We start from the raw sequence: 24399 nt of genomic DNA on the forward strand, positions 1-24399 counted from the left end.
CGGAGGCGTCGTGTCGCCCCCGACATGAAGGAGTCCGGATGACCCGGCTGAAAGGCACGGCCGCGCCGCTCGCGAGCGCCTACGACCAGGCGCTGCTCGACCTCGACGGCGTCGTCTACCTCTTGCACAACGCGATCCCCGAGTCGGCGCCGACGATCACGGCCCTGCCGGGCTTCGGCTGCGAGCCCGTGTTCGTCACCAACAACGCGTCCCGCTCCACCGAGGTGGTCGCGGAGTCCATGCGCGGCATGGGGATCCCGGCCGAGGCGTCCCAGGTGATCACCACCGGGCAGGTCCTCGCCGCGGAGCTGGTGTCGCGGCTGGGCAAGGGCGGCAAGGTCTTCGTGCACGGCTCTCCCGCGCTGCGGGCCGTCGTGGCCGAAGCGGGGCTCGAACCGGTCGAGGACCCGAAGGCCGCCGCGGGCGTCGCGTTCGGCCTCTTCCCTGAGGCCACCTGGCGTCTGCTCGCCGACGCGACGATCGCGGTCCGCAACGGCGCCTACTGGGCCGTCGCGAACCTCGACGCGACCCTGCCGACCTCGGACGGGCCGCTGCCCGGCATGGGCGCGATGGTGCAGGCGGTCGCGACCGCGCTCGGCCACGGGCCGCACTTCACGGCAGGCAAGCCCGAGCAGGCGATCTACCAGGCCGCGTTGGCGCGCAAGCCCGGCGGCCGGGCGATCATGGTCGGCGATCGGCCCGACTCCGACATCGAAGGGGCCAACCGGGCCGGGCTCGATTCGCTCCTGGTGTTCACCGGCGTCGCGTCGCCGCGCATGGCGCTCACGCTGCCGCCCGAGCAGCGGCCGACGTACCTCGGGTGGAGCCTCGGCGCGCTGACCGAGACTCACGCTGAGCCGCAATGGGTCGAGGACGGCGAAGCGGTGCAGTGCGGCGGCTGGTCGGTGAAGCTCGAGCAGGGCTCGCTCCTGCTCGGCGGCTCCGGCGATCCGCTCGACGCCTGGCGCGCGATGTGCGAGTTCTCCTGGCACCACAACGGAATGCCGTTCCCGCTCGTCGGGTCCGGCGACGCCGCGCAGAAGGTCCTCGCGGACTGACCGCGGACAAGCGAGAAGCCCGGACTGCCGCAGTCCGGGCTTCGTTTTCTTTGCGAGTGCCGTGCCCTTGGGGCGCAGCGTCTCAGTGCTCTAGTCGACCTTGAGGGCCTTGCGCAGCTTGGCGAGGTCCTTCACGGAGGCCTTGATCTTGATCTTGCCGGTGAGGATGGCCTTGGCGGGCTTGAGCTCCTTCTTCGACAGCGCGATCAGGTCGTCGGAGCTGATGAGGATCCGGACCTCGGCGTCGGCGGCGTCGCCGTCGAGCAGGTCGGTCAGCTTGTTGCCGGCGAGCTTGGCGCTGAAGGCCTGGCCCAGGTCGGTGATCTCAACGGCCAGCGTGCGCTCGAAGCCCTCTTCGAGCTCCAGCTCGTCGGACTTCCGGGCGACCTTGCCCGCCATCTTCTCCAGCACATTGCGGCATTCGTCAACAGTGGCCATACGGTCCTCCCGGATTAGTTCTTGAGCTCGAAGCGCTCGACTGCCGAGAGATTACAACGTGGCCCGAATGCCGTTGCGTCCGACCGGGACGCATTTGACCCTGTGGAACACGGTAGGCGCGGGACGGGCCTCACGGCCCGCGCCCGCGCACCCTACGTCCGTACGATGTGCAAGCGGCCCAAGCGGTCGCCTTAGAGCACGCCGCGGAGTTTCATGAGGTCCATCATGTTCGCCTTGAGCTTGACCTGGCCTCCGGTGAAGGCCTTCATGAAGTCGAGCTCCCCGGCGACGAGCGCGAGCAGGTTGTCCGAGGAGACGATCATGCGGATCTCCGCGTCGGGGTTGTCGCCGTCGGTGATGCCGGACAGCTTGCCCTGGTCGAACTTGCCGTTGAACGACACTCCGAGGTCGGTGATGTCGGCGGCGAGGGAGCGCTGGAAGCCCTGGAGCTTGCGCACCGACTTCGGGTTCGAGGCGAGGTTCTCCGCGAACTGCTCGAGTGCGGTCCGGCATTCGTCGATGGTGGCCATGGGCCCTCCTGTTTCGATCGGCGCGGGCGCGGCGGTGCGCCCCGTCAGAATGTTACCGGCCAGTACGACCATGCGGGCACGGCCGTGTGCCGGTAGCTTGGCAGTACCGTTGACGCCAGAGCCAGACTACGGCTCGCGAGCCTCACCGAGGCGGGGACGCCAACCCGCGGTCTCGGCAGACCCTGAAGGGAGTGGGACCACCATGACCGACAACGCCCGCGCCTACTTCGACTCATTCCTCGGCATGGCCGGCGAACCCGCCCGCCGCGCCCGCGAGTTCGCCGGGAAGGTCCGCAGCGACCTGCGCTCGGGCACCGAGCAGGTGCGCGAGCACGGCAACCGCACCGCCTCCGACATCGGGAACTTCCTCCGCGCCGAGTTCGACGCCAACCTGAACCGCTTCGGCGTCGCCACCCAGGCCGACCTCGACGACCTCAACCTGCGCCTCGAGCACTCCGAGGAGCAGATCCGCGACCTCCGCATCCGCCTCGCCGAAGCCGAGGCCCGCGCGAACGCCGCCGAGAAGCGCGCCTCCGCGACCCCCGCCGCCGAACCCACTCCCGCCGCCCCCGCCGCGACCATGGAGCCGATCGACGACGAGGAAGAGGACGCATGACCGACATGCCGAGCCCGGGGGCCCTGGCCGACCGCCTGAAGCCCTCGGCCGACACCGAGGACGTGGAGATGGAGGTCGAGGAGGCCCTCGGCCGCCTCGAGGCCCTGCCCGACCTGCCCGTCACCGAGCACGTGCAGGTCTTCGAGGGCGTCCAGCAGCGCCTCTCCGAGATCCTCAGCAACGTCGACGACGCCTGACCCGCCAGAACTAGAAAGCACCGACACCGCGCCATGCCGACGCGCTACCGACTCGACGCCGAACTCGTGCGCCGCAAGATCGCCCGCTCCCGCGAGCACGCCCGCGAACTCATCGCGGCGGGCCGCATCCACCTGCGCGGCATCCCCGCCACGAAACCCGCCACCAGCGTCACCGGCGACGACTCCATCCGCCTCGTCGGCGACGTGGACGACTACGTCTCCCGCGGCGCCCACAAGCTCATCGGCGCGCTCGACGCCTTCGACGTCGACCCGAAGGGCCTGCGCGTCCTCGACGCCGGGGCCTCCACGGGCGGGTTCACCGACGTCCTGCTGCGGCGCGGCGCGGCCGAAGTGCTCGCCGTCGACGTCGGCTACGGCCAGCTCGCGTGGAAGCTCCAGACCGACGACCGCGTCGTCGTCCACGACCGCACCAACGTCCGCCACCTCACCCCCGAGCAGCTCGGCGGCCCGGTCGACCTCACGGTGGGGGACCTGTCGTTCATCTCGCTCGAACTCGTCCTGCCGGCGCTCGCCGCGTGCACGAAACCGAGCGGCATGATGCTGCCGATGGTCAAGCCGCAGTTCGAGGTCGGCAAGGGCCAGGTCGGCGCGGGCGGGGTCGTCGGCGACCCCGCCCAGCGCGCCGAAGCCGTGTGGGGGGTCATCGCGAAGGCCGGACAGCTCGGCTGGACCACCACCGCGGTGGCCGCGAGCCCGCTGCCCGGCCCGAAGGGGAACGTGGAGTTCTTCTGCCGCATGGTCACCGAAGGCGAACCGATCGGCCGCGCCGGCGTCGACGCGGCCTGCGGCGTCCCGGCTTAGAAGTCCGCGGCGAGGATCGCCTCCAGGTTGCGCTCGGCGAGCGCCGTGATCGTCACGAGCGGGTTGACGCCGATCGAGCCGGGGATGAGCGAGGAGTCGGTGGCGTACAGCCGCTCGTAGCCGTTGAGCCGCCCGTACGCGTCGGTGGCCTCGCCGAGGACGCAGCCGCCCAGCGGGTGGTAGCAGAAGTCGTCCGCGAAGGCCCGGTCGTCGCCGAACAGGTCGTACCGGTACGACGTGCCGTGCTTCTTGTTGATCCTGTCGAACATCGACTTCGCCGCCCGGACGCCCGGCTGCGCCTGCTCGAGGCTCCAGTTGAGCACCGCCCTGTCGGCGGCCGCGTCGTACGTGAAGTGCCCGCGCTCGGGGTTGTCGGTGATCGCCAGGTACAGGCTGATCCACGTCTCGATCCCGGCCGGGAGCGGCGCGAGCTCGGCGAAGACCCGGGCCTCGGGGTTGTCCCAGTCGTCGATGCCCATCACGGGGATCGTCGACTGCTTGAGGCCCGTGGGGTTCCACAGGTGGTTCGCACGGGCGGTCATGACGTTCCCGTTCGGGCCCCAGCCCGCGCCGACCGCCGCGTCCAGGTCCGGCAGCGCGCCGGTGTCGCGGGCCCGCAGCAGCAGCTCGGTCGTCCCGAGGCTCCCCGCGCCGAGGAACAGGTGGCGGCACGTGAGCCGCTTGGCCTCGACCAGCTCGTCCGCGTCGTCCCGGTGCTCGACGTGGAGCACGTAGTTCCCGTCGGCGTCGACCTCGATCGCGGTCACCTGGTGGCGCGCGGCGATCGTCACCTTCCCGGTGGCGAGCGCCGACGCCAGGTAGGTCTTGTCGAGGCTCATCTTGCCGTGGTTGTTGCCGTAGATGACCTCGCCGCCGAGCGCGGACTTCTCGGCGGTCCCGGCGGCCTCCCGCTCCATGTAGTCGAAGTCGTACACGTCGGGGACGAACACCGTCTTGAGCCCGGCCGCCTCGGCCTGGGCGGCGGCCACGCGGCTGAACCGGTAGTACTCGGTCTTCTCGTAGAACCCGGGGTCGATGGTGTTGACCTGGAGTTCGGCCTGCGCGAGCGGGAAGTACCGGTCGTACATCGCGGCCGCGTCGACCCCGGGCAGGACCTCCTCGAAGTAGTCGCGGCGGGGGACGACCGCCATGCCGCCGTTGACGAGTGAGCCGCCGCCGACGCCGCGTCCGACGTAGACGGACATGTCCGCGTAGTTGACGCGGTCGAGCACGCCCGGGTACGGGTCGATGTTCCGGTTGACGACGTCGAGCCAGAGCAGCGTCGACAGCGGCGCCTCGGTGCGGCGCTTGAACCACATGCTGCGCTCGTCGGGCGCGGTCATCGTGCAGAACACGTTGCCGTCCTCGCCCGGTTCGTTCCAGAGGCGGCCCATCTCCAGGACGGTGGTCTCGATCCCGGCCTCGCCGAGGCGCAGGGCCGAGACGGCCGCGCCGTAGCCGGAGCCGATGACGATCGCGGGGACGTGCGCGCCGTTCGCGGCGGCGGCCCGCGGGCCGACCGTGGTGAGTCCGGCCGCTGCCGCCGCCGTGAGCGCGGAATAGCCGAAGAGCTGTCTGCGGGTGGCCATGGGGTCTCCTTCGTTTCCGGTGGTGTTGGGGACACATTGTGCCGCAAGGGATCACACCAGGCCAGACCTCAGAGGAGCCTGCCCCGCAAGGGAAGCCGGACGCTGGGCATTCGCGCCGAACCGCCCGCTGCAAGCGCTATCCTCGGTATGCTCACCGATACGCCCGGTGAGGCCGCCTGGAGTACAGTTCGAGGCCCTGAAACCGTCTGAGTAGGAGCGCAGTGGAGCCGCAGCAGAAGCCGAGCCGTGTCCTGGTGGTCACGCACCCGCTCCGCGAGGACGTCGCCGAGCTCGCGGCCAAGCTCGCCGCCGCCCTGCGGGCCGAGGGCGTCGAGGTGAAGGTCTGCTCCGGCGCGACCCAGTCCCTCCAGCGCCCCGACGCGCTCCTCGTCGGCGGCGAGGTCACCGGCCACACCGCCGACCTCGTCCTCGCCCTCGGCGGCGACGGCACGGTCCTGCGCGCCGCCAAGAAGGCCGCGAGCGCCGACGTCCCCCTGCTCGGCGTCAACTTCGGCAAGGTCGGCTTCCTCGCCGAGGCCGAGACCGGCGAGCTCGAGACCGTCGTCTCGCGCCTCCTCGCCGGCGAGTACACCGTCGAGGAGCGGACCGCGCTGGCGGTCGAGGCCATGGGCACCGACGGCGAGGACCACGTCTCGTGGGCCTTCAACGACATCGCCGTGGAGAAGGCCGAGCCCGCGCGGATGCTGGAGCTGTACATCGAGATCGACGGCACCCGCATCGCCCGCTACGGCTCCGACGGCGTCGTGGTCGCGTCCCCGACCGGCTCGACCGCGCACGCGATGTCGGCGGGCGGCCCGGTCGTGTGGCCCGATGTGGACGCCCTCGTGGTCGTCCCCATGAACGCCCACGCCCTGTTCGCCAAGCCGATGGTGGTCCACTCCTCATCGCTGATCCGCATCGGCGTGGAGTCCACGGGCACCGAGGGCGCGCTCATCGCCGACGGCAAGGAGCTGACCCGCCTCACGAGCGGCTCGACGGTCACGATCCGCCGCTCGGAGCGCCCGGTGCGCCTGGTGCGCATGTCCGGTCAGCCCTTCGCCTCCCGCCTGGTGTCGAAACTCTCTCTGCCCGTTGACGGTTGGCGTCACGGCCGCATCTAAGGCCGCTCGGGCGCCGATTGTCAGACCGACCGGCTAGGCTTCGAAGCGTGTTGGAGGAGCTTCGCATCCAGAATCTGGGCGTGATCGCTGACGCCACCTTGCCGCTCGATTCCGGCCTGACCTGCATCACCGGTGAGACCGGCGCCGGTAAGACCATGGTCGTCGCCGGTCTGGGGCTGCTGTTCGGCGGTCGTGCCTCCCGTGCCCCCCTCGGTGCGGAAAAGACCCTTGTGGAGGGCCGCTTCGCCGTAGGCGAGCGCGCTCTCGAGCTGCGTGAACGCGCCATCGAGGCCGGTGCCGACCTCGAGGACGGCGAGCTGCTGCTCGCCCGCTCGGTGTCGTCCGAGGGCCGCTCGAAGGCCTGGGTCGGCGGCCGCGCCGCGCCCGTCGGCGTGCTGTCCGAACTGGGCGAGCTGGCGATCTCGGTGCACGGCCAGTCGGACCAGATGCGGCTGCTCAACGCCGCCGAGCAGCGGGCCGCGCTCGACCGGTTCGCCGGGGCCGACCACGGCAAGGTCCTCGACGCCTACCGCGCCGTCTTCCACGAGCTGGGCGCGTGCGCCGCCGAGCTCTCGCGCCTGCGCACCAGCGCCCGCGAGATGGCCCGCGAGGCCGACATGCTGCGTCTGGGCCTCGACGAGATCACCGCCGTCGACCCCCAGGAGGGCGAGGACGCCGAACTCGCCGAAGAGGCCCGCCGCCTGGAGAACGCCGAGGCCCTGCGCCTGGCCGCCGCCACCGCGTACGGCGCGATCACCGGCGACCCGGCCACCGGCGAAGGCGGTGCGACCGACACCGTCGGCGCCGCCGCGCGCGCCCTGGAGCACGACGCCCACGCCGACCCCAAGCTCGCCGAGTTCGCCGAGCGCCTCGCCGAAGCCGGCGCGCTGCTCGCCGAAGCGGCCGTGGACCTCTCCGCGTACCTCGACGACCTCTCGGCCGACCCGCAGCGCCTGGAGGAGATCTACCAGCGCCAGGCGGCCATGAAGACCCTGTTCCGCAAGTACGCCGAGGACCTCCCCGGCGTGCTCGCGTGGGCCGAGAACGCCCAGAAGCGGCTCGGCGAGCTCGACGTCTCGGACGAGCGCGTCGCCGAACTGGAGTCCCAGCACGCGGAACTGACCGCGCGGGCCGCCGAGCTCGCCGCGCAGCTGCGGGCCTCGCGCCGCGCGGCCGCCGAGCGGTTCTCCGCGGCGGTCTCGACCGAGCTCAAGGGCCTCGCCATGCCGCACGCCGAGGTCACGGCCTCGGTCGAGCCGCGCCCGGCCGGACGCGGCGGGGTCGACCTCGCCGTCGACGCCGCGATCTCCGGGGCCACCGAGGACGGTGCCGACGAGGTCGAGCTGCTGCTGCGCCCGCACCCGGGCTCGCTCCCGGCCGCCCTGCACAAGGGCGCCTCGGGCGGCGAGCTGTCCCGCGTCATGCTCGCGATCGAAGTGGTCTTCGCCGAGATCGGCGGCCCGCCCGTCCTCGTGTTCGACGAGGTCGACGCCGGTGTCGGCGGCGGCGCGGCGATCGAGATCGGCCGATGCCTCGCCAAACTCGCCCGCCGCCACCAGGTCCTCGTCGTCACCCACCTGCCGCAGGTCGCGGCCTTCGCCGACCGCCACCTGGTGGTCTCGAAGGACACCTCGGGGGCCGTCACGGTCTCCGGCGTGCGCGTGGTCGACGACGCGGCGCGGGCGCGTGAGCTTGCTCGCATGCTCGCCGGCATGCCCGACTCCCACCTGGGCGTGGCCCACGCCGAGGAACTCCTGGCAGAGGCTGCGAAGATGAAGTCGTAGCAACGATCCGCGAGTGCGGGTCGTTGCGGCGTGCCGTCGCTTCGGCGCGTGTGATCGGATGGCATGATGATGCACGATGCGTGTACCTAGCTTGCGTTTGCCCGGGCGGAACCCGGAGGGCGACCCCTCCGACGATCGGCTGGTCGGCACCGCCCGCCTCGACCGCCGTACCAAGCGGCTGTGCGGCCGTCTCGAACCCGGCGACATCGCCATCATCGACCACGTCGACCTCGACCGGGTCGCCGCCGACACCTTGGTCGGCACCGGCGTCCCGGTGGTCGTCAACGCCTCCAAGTCGATCTCCGGCCGCTACCCGAACCTCGGCCCCGAGGTCCTCGTCAAGGCCGGGATCGCCCTCATCGACGGCGTCGGCGACGAGATCTTCGACCGCGTCCGCGAAGGCAAGTCCGTCTCGGTGGACCTCGAAGCGGGCCAGATCTTCTCCGGCGGCGACCTCATCGCCGAAGGCGCGGTGCAGACCGAGGAGACGGTCAGCGCCGACATGGAGGCCGCCAAGGAGGGACTCTCGATCCAGTTGGAGGCCTTCGCCGCCAACACGATGGAGTACCTCAAGCGCGAGCGGGACCTCCTGCTCGACGGCGTCGGCGTGCCCGACGTCAAGACCTCCTTCAACGGCCGCCACGCGCTCATCGTCATCCGCGGCTACAACTACAAAGAGGACATCGACGTCCTGCGCCCCTACATCCGCGAGTTCAAGCCCGTGCTCGTCGGTGTGGACGGCGGCGCGGACGCCCTCCTCGAAGCCGGGTACACGCCCGACATGATCGTCGGCGACATGGACTCCGTCTCCGACGACGCCCTGCGCTGCGGCGCCGAGATCGTCGTCCACGCCTACGCCGACGGGCGCGCCCCAGGCATGGAGCGCATGGACAAGCTCGGGGTCCCCGCGATCCCGTTCCCGGCCGCCGCGACCTCCGAGGACATCGCGATGCTCATGGCCGACGAGAAGGGCGCCGAGCTCATCTGCGCCGTCGGCACCCACGTCACCATGGTCGAGTTCCTCGACAAGGGACGCGGCGGCATGGCCTCCACGTTCCTCACGCGCCTGCGCGTGGGCGGCAAGCTCGTCGACGCCAAGGGCGTCTCGCGCCTCTACCGCCAGGACATGTCGATCTCCGCCCTGCTCCTGCTCATCGTCTCCGGGCTCGCCGCCATGGCCACCGCCGTCGCCATCTCCACCGTCGGCCGCTCCTTCGTTGACGTCATCGCCGACTGGTGGGACGGACTGCTCTTCCAAATCCAAAGGCTGTTCTCGTGATCAACTTCCGCTACCACCTGGTGAGCCTCACCGCGGTGTTCCTCGCCCTCACCGTGGGCCTCATCCTCGGCACCGCGGCCCTCAACGGCCCGGCCATCGAGGCCTTCGAGAGCAACATCCAGTCCCTGCGCGACAGCAACGAGCAGCTGCGCTCCCAGGTCGAGCAGATGGAGAACGACCTGGAGGACGACCAGGCCTTCGCCGAAGCCGTCGCCCCGTCCTACCTCGCCGGGCAGCTCACCGCGAAGAACGTCCTCGTCATCGCCCTCCCCGGCGCCGACACCGCCTATGTGGACGGCACCGTCGAGATGCTCGGCCTCGCCGGGGCCACCGTCTCAGGCCGGATCTCCGTCCTCGACGAGTACTTCGACCCGGCCAACGCGGACCAGCTCGGCGACCTCGCCGAGACCACCACCCCCGACACCGTCACCACGCCCGTCACCTACGACGGCGTGACCGCGATGAGCTACGTGCTCGCCGCCGTCACCACCGGCGAGGCCGCGGGCGCGACCGTGGCGATCGCCCCCGGCGACATCACCACCGTCACCACGGGCCTGAGCGAACTCGGCATGCTCACCGTCGAGACCCCGCCCACGGGCGTCGCCGACGGCGTCATCATCCTCGCCGGGCCCGGCTCGACCGACGCCGACGCCGCCGACCGCAACGCGGGCATGGTCGCGTTCACCAACGAGTACGCCGCCGACGACCCGACCGTCTACGCCGCCACCACCGACACCGGCGACGGCAACCCGCTCAAGACGATCCGCACCGACGACGCCGAGACGGTCGCGACCGTCGACAACGTCGCCGTGCTGCAGGGACAGATCGCCGCGGTCGCCGCGCTCGCCGACTTCATCAACACGAACACCGTCAACCACCTCGGCACCGGGGAGGGCGCTTCAGACCTGCTTCCCGCCGCGGCCTAGTATCGCGCCCATGAGCCAGCTAACGCGCACGGTAGGGCGGGCGTTCATCGGAGGCCTCGCCGCGGGCGGCACGATCGCCGCGATCAGCGCCGTACGCCGCTCCAAGTGGGCGGCCGAACTGGAACGCACGAACCACAAGGGCGACACCGTCTCCCTGGCAGAAGGCCCCGGGATCACCTTGGGCGCCACCGCGGGAGCGGTCGTCGGGGCGAACTCCCCGGCGTACGCCGCCGCCGCGGCGACCGCCGGACTCACCTCCGGCGCGGTCGGCCTCTACGACGACATCGCCGACGCCAAGGGCGAGAAGGCCAAGGGCTTCAAAGGCCACGTCGGCGCGCTCCTCAAGGGCCGCTTGAGCGCCGGACTCGTCAAGGTCCTCGGCATCTCCACCGCCGGGATCGCCTCCGCCGCCCTCATCGACCTGCAGAACGGCGAACTCACCGACGAGCGCCGCCCGCTCATCCGCCGCCTGTGGAACGTCGGCGTCGGCGGCGGCGTCATCGCGGGCGCCGCCAACGTGATCAACCTCTTCGACCTGCGGCCCGGCCGCGCCCTCAAGGTCGTCACCCTCGCCTCCGCGCCCCTGTCGCGCCCGGTGGGCGCCAAGTCCCGCCGCCGCACCGCGGCCGGCGGCGCCAACACCGCGCTCGCGGTCTCCGCGGCCGCGGGGGCCGCGATGGCCGAAGACCTCGACGGCAAGACCATGCTCGGCGACGGCGGCGCGAACGCCCTCGGCGCGCTCCTCGGCCTCGCCTACATCGCGCGCACCGGCATGATCGGACGCCACGTCGCCCTCGCGGGCGTCGCCGCCCTCATCGCCGCCTCCGAAAAAGTGAGCTTCACGAAGGTGATCGCCGAGACGCCCGTGCTCCGGGAGTTGGACGAGCTGGGTCGGACGAAGTCTTGACCGAGACCCGACGCGAAGTCGGTCGTGCCGCCTCGGTCATCGGTGCGATCACCGTCGCCTCCCGCCTGGCCGGATTCGGCCGCACGATGGTGTTCACGTGGGCGATCGGCCTGGGGACCCTCGGTACCGCCTACCAGACCGCCAACTCCATCCCGAACATCATCTTCGAGCTCGTCGCCGGTGGCGCCCTCGCCGCCCTGGTGATCCCGCTCCTCGCGGCCCCGCTCGCCCGCCACGACCCCAAGCAGGTCAGCCACATCGCCTCGGCGCTGATGACCTGGGCGCTGACCATCCTCATCCCCGCCGGACTGCTCGTGGCGGCGTTCGCCCGTCCGATCATCGTCCTGCTCATGCCGGACAACGACGCCGTCGACAACCCGGCCGCCCGGGAAGCGACGATCGACGCGGCCACCGAAATGCTGGTCCTCTTCGCCCCGCAGATCCCGCTCTACGGCGTCGCGGTCGTCCTCACCGGCATCCTCCAGTCCCACCGCCGCTTCGCGTGGCCCGCCCTCGCCCCGCTGCTCTCCAGCATCGTGATGGCCATCGTCTACGTGGTCTACGGAGGCATGTCCGGGCGCGAATACAAGGTCGAGAACCTCGGCCAAGGTGAGATCGTCTTCCTCGCCCTCGGCACCACCTGCGGCGTCGCCGTCCTCGCGGGCTGCCTCATCTTCCCGCTGCGCGGCCTCGGCCTGCACCTGCGCCCCGCCTGGCGGCTCGACACCCACGTCGCCTCCGGCCTCAAGTCCCTCGCCATCGCCGGAGCCATCACCGTCGGGGCGCAACAGCTGTGTCAGGCCCTGCTCATCCGGCTCGCCAACGGCAGCTCCGATCCCGGCGCCGTCGCAGTGTTCACGGTCTCGCAGACCTTCTTCCTCCTGCCCTGGGCCATCCTCGCCGTCCCGCTCGCCACCGCCGCCTATCCCGTTCTCGCCGAAGCGTTCTCCCTCGGAGAGAACGACCGCTACCAGCGCCGCCTGTCGCAGACCGGCCGCGCAGTGCTGCTCCTCTCCGGACTCGGGGTCGCCGCTCTCGCGGGCCTCGCCGAGCCCATGGGGACGGTCCTGGCCTCACTCTCGGCCGACAGCGGCACCAACACCCAGGCGCAGATCCAAGGCACCCTCACCGGCCTCGCCTTCGGCCTCTTCGGCTATTCAGTCTTCGCGATCTACTCGCGCGGCCTCTACGCCATCGGCCGCAACAAGTACGCCGCCGGAGCGACCTCGATCGGCTGGGCCGCCGCCGCCGTCGCCGCCGTCGTCCTCTCCGAGACCATGCCCCCCGTGGACCGCACCCTCGCGCTCTCGATCGCGTGGTCGATCGGCATGACCGTCATCGGCCTCGCCCTCACCGCCGCGATCGCACGCCACACCGGCGCGGCCAGCCTCAAGGGCATCCCCCGGGCAGCGCTGGCGACCATCGTCGGCGCGATCGTCGCCGTCCTCGCCGCACGCGAACTCATCCTCCTGTGGGGCCACGCCGACACGATCATCTCGGCCCTCGTCCAGGGCGTCGTCGTCGGCGCCGCAACCGCCGTCGTCTACCTCGGGGTCGCCGCGCTCATCGGGGGTTCCGGTGTCGTGCGCCCGGTGCTGCGACGCGCTGGCATAATCCGAGCGTCTGAAGAACCCGGCGACAGTCCCTCAGACGACGAGCAAGCACCCGACGAGAACCGTGGAGCAGACCAGTGAGCCAACGCCGTATCGCCTTGGTGCTCGGCCCTTCGACCGGCGGCATCGGGACGCACGTCGCGTCGCTCGCCGCGGGCCTCGTCGAACGCGGCGACGCCGTCCTGGTCGTCGGCCCGCCCGAGACCGAGGAGCGCTTCGGCTTCCGCGCCAGGGGCGCCCGGTTCGCGCCCGCGCCGATCACCGCCAAGCCCTCGCCGGAGCTGCCGCTCGCGTGGTGGGCGGCCCGGAACGCGTTGCGCGGCATCACCGGTCGCGGCGTCGACCTCGTGCACGCCCACGGCCTGACCGCCGGGATCACCGCGCTCGCGGCCCGTCCACAGGGCGCCGCCCTCGTCACCACGTGGCACAACCAGCTCATCACCGCCGGTTTCAAGCGGCGCGTCTCCGACGAGATCGAGAAGCGCCTCGCGCGGGGCGTGGACGTGGCCCTCGCGGCCTCGTCCGACCTGCACGAGCACCTGGTGGCCCTCGGCGCGCGCGACGCCCGCCTCGCGCCCGTGGCCGCCCCGCCGCGCGTCGCCGTGAGCGACGCCGGAGCGGTCCGCGCCGAGCTCGGCATCGGCGACCGCCCGCTGCTGCTCTCGGTCGGCCGCCTGCACCCGCAGAAGGACTACGACACGCTCATCGCCGCCGCGAAGCGCTGGACCGCCCTCGGCGAGCAGCCGGTCGTGGTCGTCGCCGGTGACGGCCCCGAACGCGAACGCCTGCAAGGGCTCATCGACGCCGCGAAGGCCGACGTGCGCCTGCTCGGCCACCGCACCGACGTGGCCGACCTCCTGGCCGCCGCCGACCTCGCCGTCATCTCCAGCCAATGGGAGGCCCGCCAGCTGTTCGCGCAGGAGGTCATGCAGGCCGGCGTGCCGCTCGTGACCACCCGCACCGGCGGCATCCCCGAACTCGTGGGCGACGCCGCCGTGTACTTCGAGGTCGGCGACGTGGACGGGCTCGACCGGGCGGTCCAAGACCTCCTCGGCGACCCCGCGCGCCTCGCCTCCTACGGGGAGAAGAGCCTCGCCCGCGCGGCCACGTGGCCCGACGAGGCCCAGATGCTCGACTCCCTCGACGCGCTCTACCTGGAACTGACGGGAAGATAGCGCCGCCGTGTCGCGAAAACTCGATGCCGGGCGCCTGACCCGCAAAGCCCGCAAGGCGGTCGCCCGCGGCGTCTCCGAGAACCTCGGCCTGATCGGGGCCTGGTTCGGCGTGGCCGCCCTCGCAGCGCTCGCGGTCTTCCAGCTCCTGCCAGAGGACGGCGAGGAGTCGCTGCCGACCACTGTGGACTCCGTGGTCGTCCTCGGCGTCAGCGGCCTCACTTGGACCGACATCGACGCCGAGACGACGCCGAACCTGGCCGAGCTGGCGCAGAACGGCTCGCTCGCCGAGCTGAACACCAACTCCGGCCGCAACTTCACGTGCGCCCTCGACGGCTGGCTCACCCTCTCCGCGGGCGCGCCCGCCGTGAGCGACCCCTACGGGCAGGGCGCCGAGTGCGAGCCGGTCTCGGCCGACCAGATCAGCGTCGAGGACGGCACCGCGACGGTGGGGGACATGACCGACCTGGTCACCCTCAACCGCGACCTCGACAAGGGCACCCAGCTGGGCACGCTCGCCGCCGGAACGAGCTGCTCGACCGCGGTCGGCCCCGGCGCGGCGTACGCGACCGCGAACTCCGTCGGCCGCGTCGGCGAGTATGAGTCCGTCCTCCCGACCGGCCCGGAGCTGTCCGAGTTCCTGGCCGAATGCCCGCTCACCGTCGTCGACGGCGGCGTCCTGCCAGTCGACGCCGACTCGCGGGCGAGCTCGCTCGCGGCCCTCGACGCCAGGGTCGGCGAGCTCCAGGCCGCGCGCGGCGCGGACTCGGCGCTCATCGTCTCGGGCCTGAGCCAGGTCGAGAAGCCGAACCGGCTGCTCGCCACGATCGCGAACTTCGGCGGCGAGGACGGCCACAACCTCATCGACCTGCCCGCCGAACGCCCCGGCTACCTGCGGCTCACCGACCTGACCGCGACGATCCTGACGCTCCTGGACTCCCCGCCGCCGGACACCGTGACCGGCACGGCCGCCGGGGCCACCGCCGACTCGCTGTCCTATGAGGACCGCCAAGCGGTGTTCGACGACACGGACACGCGGCTCATGGCCGCCGCCGTCGCGGCCCCGGCCACGCAGTGGCTCCAGGTCTTCCTGTTCCTCGCCTTGACGTTCGTGGCCTGGCCGCTGCTGCACCTGCTGCGCGAGGCGGGCCAGCCCGGCGTCAAGCCGCCGCCGCTGTGGCTCATGCGGCTCAACATCGTCTCGGCGCTCGTGTGCGCCCTGTTCGTCGCCGCCGGGATCCTCGCCGACTTCTTCGGCTGGTGGTCCGCCGCGCACCCCGGCGTCGTCGGGCCGCTCACCGCGCTCGGCATCGCCGTCGTGTGCGCGTTCGTCGCGATCGCGCTGCCCGGCCGCCGCGGCCCCGCGAGCCTCATGGTCGCCGTGTCCGCGTTCGGGATCCTCGTCACGGTCCTGGCGATGCTCCTGCACACCGAGGACCCGCTGGGGACCCTCCTGGGCGACTACACCGTGGCCGACTCCGCGTCGAACCAGCTCGGGCCGGTCGCCACGGGCATGTTCATCGCCTCGCTGTGGCTGCTCGCGGCGGCCGTCTCGTGGCGGCTCCCGCGCCGCTTCCAGTCCCCGGCGATGGCCGGGATCGGCTGCGTCGGCGTGCTCGTCGTCTCGGCCGGGTTCCTCGGCGACTCCGTCCCGGCGGCCGTAGCCATCATCGTCGGCACCTGCCTCGCGGCGGCGCTCGCCACCGGCGGCTGGGTCACGTTCCCGCGCTTCGTGTGGTCCGGCCTCGCCGGGGTCGCGGTGCTGTTCGGCCTCTCCTGGATCGACTACCAGCGGCCCGAGGCCGAGCGCGGCGAGCTCGGCTCGTTCCTCGGCGACATCATGGGCGACACGAACGGGGTCATCGCCTCCGGCGTCGGCTCGAACATCGTGGCGGTCTTCACGTCGCCGCTGAGCGTGCTCACCGTCATGGCCGGGGCCTACTGCTGGCTGGTCCTCCTGCGTCCGGGCGGCGGCCTGCGCCGCGCCTGGGGCCTGTACCCGCCGCTGCGGGCCGCGTTCTCGGCCGCCGTCGCCGGGTCGGCCGTCGCGGGCCTCCTCCTCGGCAAGGGCCTCATGAGCCTCGGCGCGGCCCTCGCCGTCATGGTTCCCTTGGCGGTCATCATGAGTCACCGCGTCCTGGCCCGCGCGCACGTCAAGGACGGCCAGTACTCGGACATGATCGTCGACGCACCGTCGTGGGTCGATGAGGAAAACGGCGGTGAAAGTGTTAGTGTGGAATCCCGTGGATGATGCGATCCACCGGCTGCTTTTGTAAGCGGCTCGTTCGCCACGAACATCACGGGAGTCCGCCTTGGCCAGCGCCGCTAATGGTCAGATCCGTTCCACGAAGCACCTCTTCGTCACCGGCGGGGTAACCTCCGCCCTGGGCAAGGGCATGACCGCCGCCAGTCTCGGCAACCTGCTGACCGCGCGCGGACTGTACGTCGTGATGCAGAAGATCGACCCCTACCTCAACGTCGACCCCGGCACGATGAACCCGTACGAGCACGGCGAGGTGTTCGTCACCGACGACGGCGGCGAGACCGACCTCGACATCGGCAACTACGAACGGTTCCTCGACCGGAACCTGTCGAAGCACGCGAACGTGACCACCGGCCAGGTGTACTCCGACGTCATCGCCAAGGAGCGCCGCGGCGACTACCTGGGCGCGACCGTGCAGGTCATCCCGCACATCACCAACGAGATCAAGTCGCGCCTGGCGGCGATGGCCGACCCGGACCCCGAGACCGGGCGCGTCCCCGACGTCGTGATCACCGAGGTCGGCGGCACGGTCGGCGACATCGAGTCGCTGCCGTTCCTGGAGGCGATCCGCCAGTACCGGCACGACATCGGCCGCGACAACTGCTTCTTCCTCCACGTCTCGCTCGTGCCGTACCTGGCGGCGTCCTCGGAGATGAAGACCAAGCCGACGCAGCACTCGGTGGCGCAGCTGCGCAGCATCGGCATCCAGCCCGACGCGATCGTGTGCCGCTCGGACCGGCCCCTGCCGGACGGGCTGAAGGGCAAGATCGCCGGGTTCTGCGACGTGGACGACGCGGCGGTCGTCTCCGCTCCCGACTCGAAGTCGATCTACGAGATCCCGAAGACCCTCCACGCCGAGGGCCTGGACGCCTACGTCGTCCGCAAGCTCGACCTGCCGTTCCGCGACGTCGACTGGGCGCGCTGGGACGACCTGCTCGACCGCGTGCACAACCCGGTCGCCACCGTCGAGGTCGCGATCGTTGGCAAGTACGTCGAGCTGCCGGACGCGTACAAGTCCGTGGTCGAGGCGCTGAGCGCGGCCGGTTTCGCGAACCGCGCGAAGGTCAAGGTCCGCTGGGTCATCTCCGACGAGTGCGCGACGCCCGAGGGCACCGCGAAGGCCCTCGCCGGGGTCGACGCCGTCGTGATCCCGGGCGGCTTCGGCGACCGGGGCGTGCCCGGGAAGCTGCAGGCGCTCACGTGGTCGCGCACCCGCCTCGTCCCGACGCTGGGCCTGTGCCTGGGCATGCAGTGCATGGCGATCGAGGGCCTGCGCGAGGTCGCCGGGCTCGTCGGCGCGGACTCCGAGGAGTTCAACCAGGAGGCCGAGCACCTGGTCATCTCGACGATGGCCGACCAGACCGATATCGTCGCCGGGCGCGGCGACATGGGCGGCACGATGCGCCTGGGCACGTACCCGGCGGAGCTCGCCGAGGGTTCCATCGCCGCCGAGGTCTACGGTGCGACCGAGGTCAACGAGCGCCACCGCCACCGCTACGAGGTCAACAACGCCTACCGCGACCAGCTGGTGAAGTCCGGGTTCGTGATCTCGGGCCTGTCGCCGGACGGGCGCCTCGTCGAGTTCATCGAGCTCGACCGCGAGGTGCACCCGTATTACATCGCGACCCAGGCCCACCCGGAGCTGAAGTCGCGCCCGACCCGCCCTCACCCGCTCTTCGCCGGGCTCGTCGAAGCGGCCCTCAAGCGCCAAGCCGGCGAACGCCTCGACATCGAAGCGGCGTAAGCAGACACGAGCAAGCGGGCCGCTCCCACCGGGAGCGGCCCGCTTGCTCGTGTCAGGGCTATCCGACCGGGGGCGCCTTCGGGTCGGGACCGTACTGGTTCGCGCCCTGCGTGCCCTCGGGGATGCAGATGATCAGCAGGATGATGCCGCCGACGAACGGCACGAAGTTGATGAGGTACCACCAGCCCGACTTGTCGACGTCGTGCAGGCGGCGCACGAACGCCGCGATCGTGGGCACCAGGAGCGCCAGGGAGAACAGGCCGAGCGCGAAGACCATCGGCGAGCCGGGGTCGGTCTGCACGGGGATGAAGAGCGCCAGGAAGATGACGTAGAAGACGCCCATGTAGGGCCAGAACTCCTTGCGGCGGGCGCGGCCGGAGAAGGTCGCGTACTTCTTGAGGGGAGCAAGAATCCACTCCATGGTGATTCCTTTCAGGAGCGTCCGGGGCAGGACGCGACGGGGGGTTCTATCGGGGTATGGGCCCTGGGCTGGGCCGGGAGAGAACGTATCACGTCCGCTGTGGATTCGGCGCGGCAGTTTGCGCTGGTCTTCGGGAATGGGAAAGGCGGGGCTCGAATGAGCCCCGCCTTTGTCGTATCCGGTTACGCGCCTTTGGGATTGGGCCCGTACTTGTTGGGTCCCGGCTGGCTGTCGAACAGGTTGAAGACGAGCAGGACGATCCAGCCGACGCACGGGACGAGGCCGATCCACCACCACCAGCCGGTGCGGCCGGTGTCGTGGAGGCGGCGCACCTGGACGGCGATGCTCGGGATGAGGACGAAGAGGGCGTAGATCGTGAGGATCCAGTTCCAGAAGTTCGGATCGTCCCCGAGGTAGTTCCAGTAGCTGCTGTCGTCCGGCTCGTTGGCCGGGATCGACAGGATGAACGTGATGATGAAGTTGACGAGGACGAACCACCAGTACTCGCGGCGGCGGGAGCGGCCGCTGAACACCGCGTACTTCTTGAGGGTGGTCATGTACCAGCTCATTGCCGTGCCCCTTTCCCGCCCCCGCGGGGCGATGCCCTGACCAGGTGCCGGATAGCACCTGGTCAGGGCATCGTAGGACGAATTACACGGTTATGAGCCGACTTCGGCGTTCCGCGTGCGCAGCGCCCGGCCGACGGCGACCGCGGCGACGACGACGAGGACCGCGGCGACCACGGACACCGTCCGCAGGCCGTCGGTGAACGCGACCCGGGCGGCCTCCATGAGCGCGTTCCCGGCCTCCGCCGGAAGCGTCGCGGCCACGTGGACGGCCTCGCCCAGGGTCTCGGACGCCGAGGCCGGGGCGTCGCCCAGCTCGGCCCGGTAGATGCCGGTGGCGAGCGAGCCGAGCAGCGCCACGCCCATCGCGCCGCCGAGCTCGTACGCGGTCTCGGAGATCGCCGAGGCCGCGCCCGCCCGGTCGGCCGGGGCCGCCGCGAGGATCGCGTCGTTGGTCACGGTCTGCGCCAGGCCTGAACCGCCGCCGATGAGCGCGAACGCCACCGCGACGACGGCCGCGCCGGAGTCGACGCCGATGAGCGTCATCGCCGCGAACCCGGCGATGATGAACACCAGGCCGCCGATGATGGTGCGCACCAGGCCGATCCGCTCGGAGAGGCGGACCGCGAACAGTCCGGCCAGCACCGAGACGGCCATGCCCGGCAGGAGGAGCAGCCCCGCCTGCATGGGGGAGAAGCCCAGCACCAGCTGCAGGTACTGCGTCAGCAGGAACAGCGACGAGATCATCGCGAACACGATCGTGAAGTTCGTGGCCAGCGAGGCGCTGAAGCGGCGCAGCCGGAACAGGCGCACGTCGATCAGCGGGTGCTCCAGGCGCTTCTGGCGCCGCACGAACCACACGCCCGCCAGGGCCCCGACTGCGATCGCGGCGACCGCCGTGACGGTGACGCCGTGCTCGGCGATCGTCTTGACCCCGTACACGAACGGGAACATCGCGAGGAACGACAGCGCGACGCTGGCGATGTCGATCCGGCCCGGGTTCGGGTCCTTCGACTCCGGCAGCAGGAACGGCGCGGCGATGACCACGGCGATCGAGACCGGCGCGGCCATGAGGAACACCGAGCCCCACCAGAAGTGCTCGAGGAGCCAGCCGCCGAGGATCGGGCCGAGGGCCGCCCCGGCGGAGAAGCCCGAGGCCCAGATCGCGATGGCGAACTTGCGCTGGCGGTCGTCGTGGAAGAGGTTGCGCATGAGCGCCAGCGTGGTCGGCATGAGCGTCGCCCCGGCCAGGCCGAGGAGGGCCCGCGCGGCGATGAGCGCTTCGGCGCTGGGCGCGTAGGCGGCGAGGACGCTCGCGACGGCGAACGCGGCGGAGCCGATGACGAGCAGCCTGCGGCGGCCCACGCGGTCGCCGAGGGTGCCCATGGTGACCAGGAGTCCGGCGAGGACGAAGCCGTAGACGTCGACGATCCACAGCAACTGCGAGCTGGAGGGGCCGAGGTCTTCGGACAGGAACGGCACGGCGAAGCCGAGCACGGTCATGTCGATGGAGATGAGCAGCACCGGGAGCACCAGCGCGGCCAGTGCCCAGCCCTGCTTGGCGCTGATGCGGGCGCGGGGCTCCTGCGGTGCGCGAAGCGTGGTGGTCATGGGTTTCTCGACTTTCTGGACGTGAGCCGGAGCACGGCTCGCGAAGGGCATCCCGGAAGATGGGCGGGTCGGAGGCCGACACGCCCCTTGACTGTACCGTCCGGACGGTACAGTTGTCACCAGGAGGAAACATGAACGAGCCGGAGATCACCACCCGGGACCGCATCCTGAACGCGCTCCAGCGACTCCTCGTGGAGGAGGGCGGCGCAGGCGTCACCCTGGAGAAGGTCGCCGCCGAGGCCGGGGTCTCCAAAGGCGGCCTGCTGTACCACTTCAAGTCCAAGCCCGACCTCTACGACGGCCTGGCACGGCGCTTCCGCGAGCAGGAGGAGGCCAACATCGCCAGGGCCCGGGAGGCGGGCGCGGTCGAGACCTTCCTGCGCGTCTCCGAGATCGAGAACGCCGAGTCCGCCGCGGGCCTGTGGGCGCTGCTCACCGCCATGCGCGGCAAGGACCAGCTCTCCGAGGCCGCCCAGGCCGACGTGCTCTTCATCTTCGAAGGCTGGGCCGCCGTCCTCCACGAGCAGATCGAGGACCCGATCACGGCCGAGATCGTGCGCCTGGTCGGCGACGGGCTGTTCCTCTCCGCCCTCTCCGGCGCGCCCCTGCCGTCCCAGGCCACGGTCGACGCGATCCTCCAGCGCCTCAAGGCGGACGCCGGAGAACCGTGATCCCGAAACCTGAGCGGACTAGTGTGGCCCTCGTGCATGAGTACCGAGTCCTCGACAGTGAAATCATCCACCGCGGCTGGGCCTACGAGCTGACCGCCGAGACCATCGCGATGCCCGGCGGCGGCACCGCCAAGCGCGAGTTCATCAAGCACGTCGGCGCGGTCCTCACCGTCCCGCTCGACGAGCAGGGCCGCGTCGGCCTGATCCGCCAGTTCCGGGTCCCGGCGCGCGAACTCCTGTGGGAGCTCCCGGCGGGCCTGCGCGACATCGAAGGGGAGGACCCGGCCGTGGCCGCCCGCCGCGAGCTCGCCGAGGAGGCCGACCTCAACGCCGCCGACCTCGTCAAGCTCGGCGAGTTCTACTCCACCCCGGGGATCTCCAGCGAGGTCATCCACTACTACCTCGCCACGGGCCTGACCCCCGTGCCCGAGGACGAGCGGCACGAGCGCACCGACGAGGAGACCCACATCGAGCTCGTCTGGTGGGACCTCGACAAGGCGCTGGCCGCCGTCGCGGACGGGGAGATCCGCAACGGCGTCTGCGCGCTCGCGCTCACCCTCACGAAACTGCACCTCGACCGAAACTGATCCGTCATTTCCAAGGCGCACGCTCACATGGCCCGTCGCATCGTTGTGCGGCGGGCCGCTTTACGATCACGGCGACGACGCCGTCCGAACCGCTGAACCCACAAGGAATGCGGGCTCCTGGACGTCTGGCGTCCTAGACTGCCCGTGCGGGATGCCGACCGGCCCCGAACTGGCACAACGCTTCGGAAGGAACCCGCACGTGAAAGTCGCCGTCCCCCGCGAGATCAAGAACAACGAGTACCGCGTCGCCCTCACCCCCGCCGGGGTCCACGAGCTCGTCGCCGCAGGCCACGACGTCGCGATCGAGACCGGGGCCGGCCTCGGCTCCGCGATCAGCGACGCCGACTACCGCGAGGCCGGGGCGCTCATCTGCCCCGACGCCGACGCCACTTGGGGCGCAGGCGATCTCGTCCTCAAGGTGAAGGAGCCGATCCAGGACGAGTTCCACCGGATGCGGCCCGGCCAGACCCTCTTCACCTACCTCCACCTGGCCGCGAGCGTCGAGTGCACCGACGCGCTCCTGGAGCGCCACATCACCGGGATCGCCTACGAGACCGTGCAGACCGGCGACGGCCGCCTGCCGCTCCTGGCCCCGATGAGCGAAGTCGCGGGCCGCCTTGCCGTCCAGGCCGGCGCGTACCATTTGCAGCGCCCCGAAGGCGGCCGCGGGACCCTCATGGGCGGCGTCCCCGGGACCGCGCCCGCGCGCGTGGTCATCATCGGCGCGGGCGTCTCCGGCATGAACGCGGCCGCGATCGCGGTCGGCATGCGCGCCGACGTCGAGCTCCTCGACCTCAATATCGACAAGCTCCACGCTGCCGACGACCTCTACCAGGGCCGCCTGCGCACCATCGTCTCCAACCGCTTCGAGGTCAAGCGCGCCTGCCGCGAGGCCGACCTCGTCATCGGCGCCGTCCTCGTCCCGGGCGCCAAGGCCCCCACCGTGGTCGACGACGAAGTGCTCGCCGAGATGAAGGACGGCGCGGTCCTCGTCGACATCGCGATCGACCAGGGCGGCTGCTTCGCGCACTCCAAGGCCACGACGCACGACGACCCGACGTTCACCCATGCGGGCAAACTCTTCTACTGCGTCGCGAACATGCCCGGGGCCGTGCCGAACACGTCGACGTACGCGCTGACGAACGCCACACTTCCGTACGTCATGAAGCTCGCCAACCTCGGCTGGGTCGCGGCCCTCAAGGCCGACCCGGCCCTCGCGCGAGGACTCAACACGTTCGCCGGGCAGGTCGTCAACGAGCCCGTCGCGATCACGCACCACCTGCCGCTCAAGCCGATCGCGCAGGTGCTCGCGGAGAACTGACGTCCCAACAGGACTCAGGGCCCACGCCGCACAGCGGGCGAACTCACGCCGGGTGCCTCGGAGTCTCCCAAGCCGTCGACAGCCTCGATACACTGACGTACAGTCGCTAAGACAGGCAATGGTGAGACGCCCGGCACCCGGTGTCGACCTCGCACCCGGAGGCGCGAAGAAATGAGCAGTGTGGACAGCAACGACAAATGGGCGGCCCTGCGCGGTGCCGCGCAGATGCCTCCCGCTGACGGAACCGAGGACCTCTCCTCGCCCGACCCGGAGACCTACACGAACAAGCGGGAGATCCCGCAGCCCCAGCCGCTGGAACGCCACGGCCCGGCCCGCGTCATCGCCATGGCCAACCAGAAGGGCGGGGTCGGCAAGACCACCACGACCATCAACCTCGGTGCGGCCCTTGCCGAATACGGCCGCAAGGTCCTCCTCGTCGACTTCGACCCGCAGGGCGCGCTCTCAGTCGGCTTCGGCACCAACCCCCACACGCTCGACCTCACCGTCTACAACCTCCTCATGCAGGACGACGTCGACATCGACGACGTCATGGTCAAGACGAACGTCGCCGGCCTGCGCCTCCTCCCGGCCAACATCGACCTCTCGGCCGCCGAGATCCAGCTCGTCAACGAGGTCGCCCGCGAGCAGACCCTCGCCCGCGTCCTGCGACCGGTCATCCCCGACTTCGACTACATCCTCATCGACTGCCAGCCCTCCCTGGGGCTCTTGACGATCAACGCGCTCACCGCCGCGCACTCGGTGCTCGTGCCCCTGGAGTGCGAGTTCTTCTCCCTGCGCGGCGTCGCCCTCCTCCTCGACACCGTCGACAAGGTCCGCGAACGCCTCAACTACGACCTCGAACTCGACGGCATCCTCGCGACCATGTACGACTCGCGCACCACGCACTCGCGCCAGGTCCTCCAGCGCGTCGTGGAAGCCTTCGGCGACAAGGTGTTCTCCACCGTCATCACCCGCACCGTGCGCTTCCCCGAGACCACCGTCGCGGGCGAGCCCATCACCACCTGGGCCCCGGCGTCTTCGGGCGCGCGCGCCTACCGCCAGCTGGCCCGCGAGCTCATCGCGGCGACGGACAAGTAGGTCATCGAACGCGTTCCGCCCCAAGAAACCCGGAGTTCACCCTTTAGCGTCCGCAGCGCCCGTCT

At 70.9% G+C, this 24399-nt stretch carries 23 protein-coding genes; 17 read left to right on the plus strand and 6 right to left on the minus strand.

What is annotated here, in order from left to right; genetic code table 11:
* The first annotated feature begins 38 nt into the window (after positions 1 to 38).
* Entirely contained in the window at positions 39 to 1058 is a 1020-nt protein-coding gene (locus ACGGCP_RS12520; RefSeq protein WP_392964927.1) for an HAD-IIA family hydrolase, read from the plus strand.
* Positions 1059 to 1148: 90 nt separating this feature from the next.
* Here the strand turns inward: ACGGCP_RS12520 and ACGGCP_RS12525 are convergent, their stop codons facing one another.
* The gene (locus ACGGCP_RS12525; RefSeq protein WP_392964930.1) at positions 1149 to 1496 is read right to left on the minus strand and encodes an SCP2 sterol-binding domain-containing protein; all 348 of its coding nucleotides are present in this window, start codon (positions 1494 to 1496) and stop codon (positions 1149 to 1151) included.
* A gap of 191 nt (positions 1497 to 1687) precedes the next feature.
* Positions 1688 to 2026 (minus strand): SCP2 sterol-binding domain-containing protein, encoded by a 339-nt coding sequence (locus ACGGCP_RS12530; RefSeq protein WP_392964933.1) that lies wholly within the window; start codon positions 2024 to 2026, stop codon positions 1688 to 1690.
* Between the two features lie 202 nt (positions 2027 to 2228).
* Between ACGGCP_RS12530 and ACGGCP_RS12535 the strand changes: the two genes are divergently transcribed.
* The 3 genes from ACGGCP_RS12535 to ACGGCP_RS12545 are packed head-to-tail and all read left to right on the plus strand — an operon-like array spanning position 2229 to position 3661.
* Positions 2229 to 2642: a hypothetical protein gene (locus ACGGCP_RS12535; RefSeq protein WP_392964936.1), complete on the plus strand. Its 414-nt coding sequence runs from the start codon at positions 2229 to 2231 to the stop codon at positions 2640 to 2642.
* Positions 2639 to 2839, plus strand: a complete 201-nt coding sequence (locus ACGGCP_RS12540) for a hypothetical protein (RefSeq protein ID WP_392964939.1) — start codon at positions 2639 to 2641, stop codon at positions 2837 to 2839. Before ACGGCP_RS12535 ends, ACGGCP_RS12540 begins: the two co-directional genes overlap by 4 nt.
* Before the next feature lie 33 nt (positions 2840 to 2872).
* Positions 2873 to 3661, plus strand: a complete 789-nt coding sequence (locus tag ACGGCP_RS12545; RefSeq protein ID WP_392964941.1) for a TlyA family RNA methyltransferase — start codon at positions 2873 to 2875, stop codon at positions 3659 to 3661.
* Here the strand turns inward: ACGGCP_RS12545 and ACGGCP_RS12550 are convergent.
* Complete coding sequence (locus tag ACGGCP_RS12550; RefSeq protein ID WP_392964944.1) at positions 3658 to 5250, minus strand: GMC oxidoreductase; 1593 nt, start codon at positions 5248 to 5250, stop codon at positions 3658 to 3660. The genes ACGGCP_RS12545 and ACGGCP_RS12550 overlap by 4 nt on opposite strands.
* Before the next feature lie 221 nt (positions 5251 to 5471).
* On the opposite strand from ACGGCP_RS12550, the gene ACGGCP_RS12555 reads away from it, so the two are divergent.
* From ACGGCP_RS12555 to ACGGCP_RS12595, 9 genes are all read left to right on the plus strand, one after another.
* The gene (locus tag ACGGCP_RS12555; RefSeq protein WP_392964946.1) at positions 5472 to 6371 is read left to right on the plus strand and encodes an NAD kinase; all 900 of its coding nucleotides are present in this window, start codon (positions 5472 to 5474) and stop codon (positions 6369 to 6371) included.
* A gap of 47 nt (positions 6372 to 6418) precedes the next feature.
* Complete coding sequence (gene recN, locus ACGGCP_RS12560) at positions 6419 to 8155, plus strand: DNA repair protein RecN (RefSeq protein ID WP_392964949.1); 1737 nt, start codon at positions 6419 to 6421, stop codon at positions 8153 to 8155.
* A gap of 91 nt (positions 8156 to 8246) precedes the next feature.
* Positions 8247 to 9434, plus strand: coding sequence for a putative cytokinetic ring protein SteA (gene steA / locus ACGGCP_RS12565; RefSeq protein WP_392965111.1), 1188 nt, complete (start codon positions 8247 to 8249; stop codon positions 9432 to 9434).
* Positions 9431 to 10360 carry a copper transporter gene (locus tag ACGGCP_RS12570; protein ID WP_392964952.1) on the plus strand — a complete coding sequence of 310 codons (930 nt, stop codon included), beginning with the start codon at positions 9431 to 9433 and terminating at the stop codon, positions 10358 to 10360. The genes steA and ACGGCP_RS12570 overlap by 4 nt, the downstream gene beginning before the upstream one ends.
* Before the next feature lie 10 nt (positions 10361 to 10370).
* Positions 10371 to 11267 (plus strand): hypothetical protein, encoded by an 897-nt coding sequence (locus ACGGCP_RS12575; protein ID WP_392964954.1) that lies wholly within the window; start codon positions 10371 to 10373, stop codon positions 11265 to 11267.
* The gene (gene murJ / locus ACGGCP_RS12580; protein ID WP_392964957.1) at positions 11264 to 12961 is read left to right on the plus strand and encodes a murein biosynthesis integral membrane protein MurJ; all 1698 of its coding nucleotides are present in this window, start codon (positions 11264 to 11266) and stop codon (positions 12959 to 12961) included. Before ACGGCP_RS12575 ends, murJ begins: the two co-directional genes overlap by 4 nt.
* Positions 12958 to 14055 (plus strand): glycosyltransferase family 4 protein, encoded by a 1098-nt coding sequence (locus ACGGCP_RS12585; RefSeq protein WP_392964960.1) that lies wholly within the window; start codon positions 12958 to 12960, stop codon positions 14053 to 14055. Before murJ ends, ACGGCP_RS12585 begins: the two co-directional genes overlap by 4 nt.
* A 7-nt stretch (positions 14056 to 14062) precedes the next feature.
* Positions 14063 to 16303 carry a hypothetical protein gene (locus ACGGCP_RS12590; RefSeq protein ID WP_392964963.1) on the plus strand — a complete coding sequence of 747 codons (2241 nt, stop codon included), beginning with the start codon at positions 14063 to 14065 and terminating at the stop codon, positions 16301 to 16303.
* A gap of 145 nt (positions 16304 to 16448) precedes the next feature.
* Positions 16449 to 18059, plus strand: coding sequence for a CTP synthase (locus ACGGCP_RS12595; protein ID WP_392964966.1), 1611 nt, complete (start codon positions 16449 to 16451; stop codon positions 18057 to 18059).
* Between the two features lie 58 nt (positions 18060 to 18117).
* Here the strand turns inward: ACGGCP_RS12595 and ACGGCP_RS12600 are convergent, their stop codons facing one another.
* The 3 genes from ACGGCP_RS12600 to ACGGCP_RS12610 form a co-directional block, all read right to left on the minus strand.
* A complete protein-coding gene (locus ACGGCP_RS12600; protein WP_392964969.1) occupies positions 18118 to 18480 on the minus strand; it encodes a DUF805 domain-containing protein in 363 nt (120 codons plus the stop codon).
* Between the two features lie 182 nt (positions 18481 to 18662).
* On the minus strand, positions 18663 to 19049 hold the full coding sequence (locus ACGGCP_RS12605; RefSeq protein WP_392964972.1) for a DUF805 domain-containing protein: 387 nt from the start codon (positions 19047 to 19049) through the stop codon (positions 18663 to 18665).
* Between the two features lie 90 nt (positions 19050 to 19139).
* Positions 19140 to 20657 carry an MFS transporter gene (locus ACGGCP_RS12610; RefSeq protein ID WP_392964974.1) on the minus strand — a complete coding sequence of 506 codons (1518 nt, stop codon included), beginning with the start codon at positions 20655 to 20657 and terminating at the stop codon, positions 19140 to 19142.
* 131 nt (positions 20658 to 20788) lie between these two features.
* On the opposite strand from ACGGCP_RS12610, the gene ACGGCP_RS12615 reads away from it, so the two are divergent.
* The 4 genes from ACGGCP_RS12615 (at position 20789) to ACGGCP_RS12630 (ending at position 24334) form a co-directional block, all read left to right on the plus strand.
* The gene (locus tag ACGGCP_RS12615) at positions 20789 to 21328 is read left to right on the plus strand and encodes a TetR/AcrR family transcriptional regulator (protein WP_392964977.1); all 540 of its coding nucleotides are present in this window, start codon (positions 20789 to 20791) and stop codon (positions 21326 to 21328) included.
* Between the two features lie 32 nt (positions 21329 to 21360).
* Positions 21361 to 21915, plus strand: coding sequence for an NUDIX domain-containing protein (locus ACGGCP_RS12620; RefSeq protein ID WP_392964979.1), 555 nt, complete (start codon positions 21361 to 21363; stop codon positions 21913 to 21915).
* A gap of 199 nt (positions 21916 to 22114) precedes the next feature.
* Positions 22115 to 23236 (plus strand): alanine dehydrogenase, encoded by a 1122-nt coding sequence (gene ald, locus ACGGCP_RS12625; RefSeq protein ID WP_392964981.1) that lies wholly within the window; start codon positions 22115 to 22117, stop codon positions 23234 to 23236.
* A 225-nt stretch (positions 23237 to 23461) separates the two neighbouring features.
* On the plus strand, positions 23462 to 24334 hold the full coding sequence (locus tag ACGGCP_RS12630) for a ParA family protein (protein ID WP_344468997.1): 873 nt from the start codon (positions 23462 to 23464) through the stop codon (positions 24332 to 24334).
* Positions 24335 to 24399 lie beyond the last annotated feature (65 nt).

It is taken from the genome of Glycomyces sp. NPDC048151 (assembly GCF_043202775.1).
Classification (GTDB): domain Bacteria; phylum Actinomycetota; class Actinomycetes; order Mycobacteriales; family Micromonosporaceae; genus Glycomyces.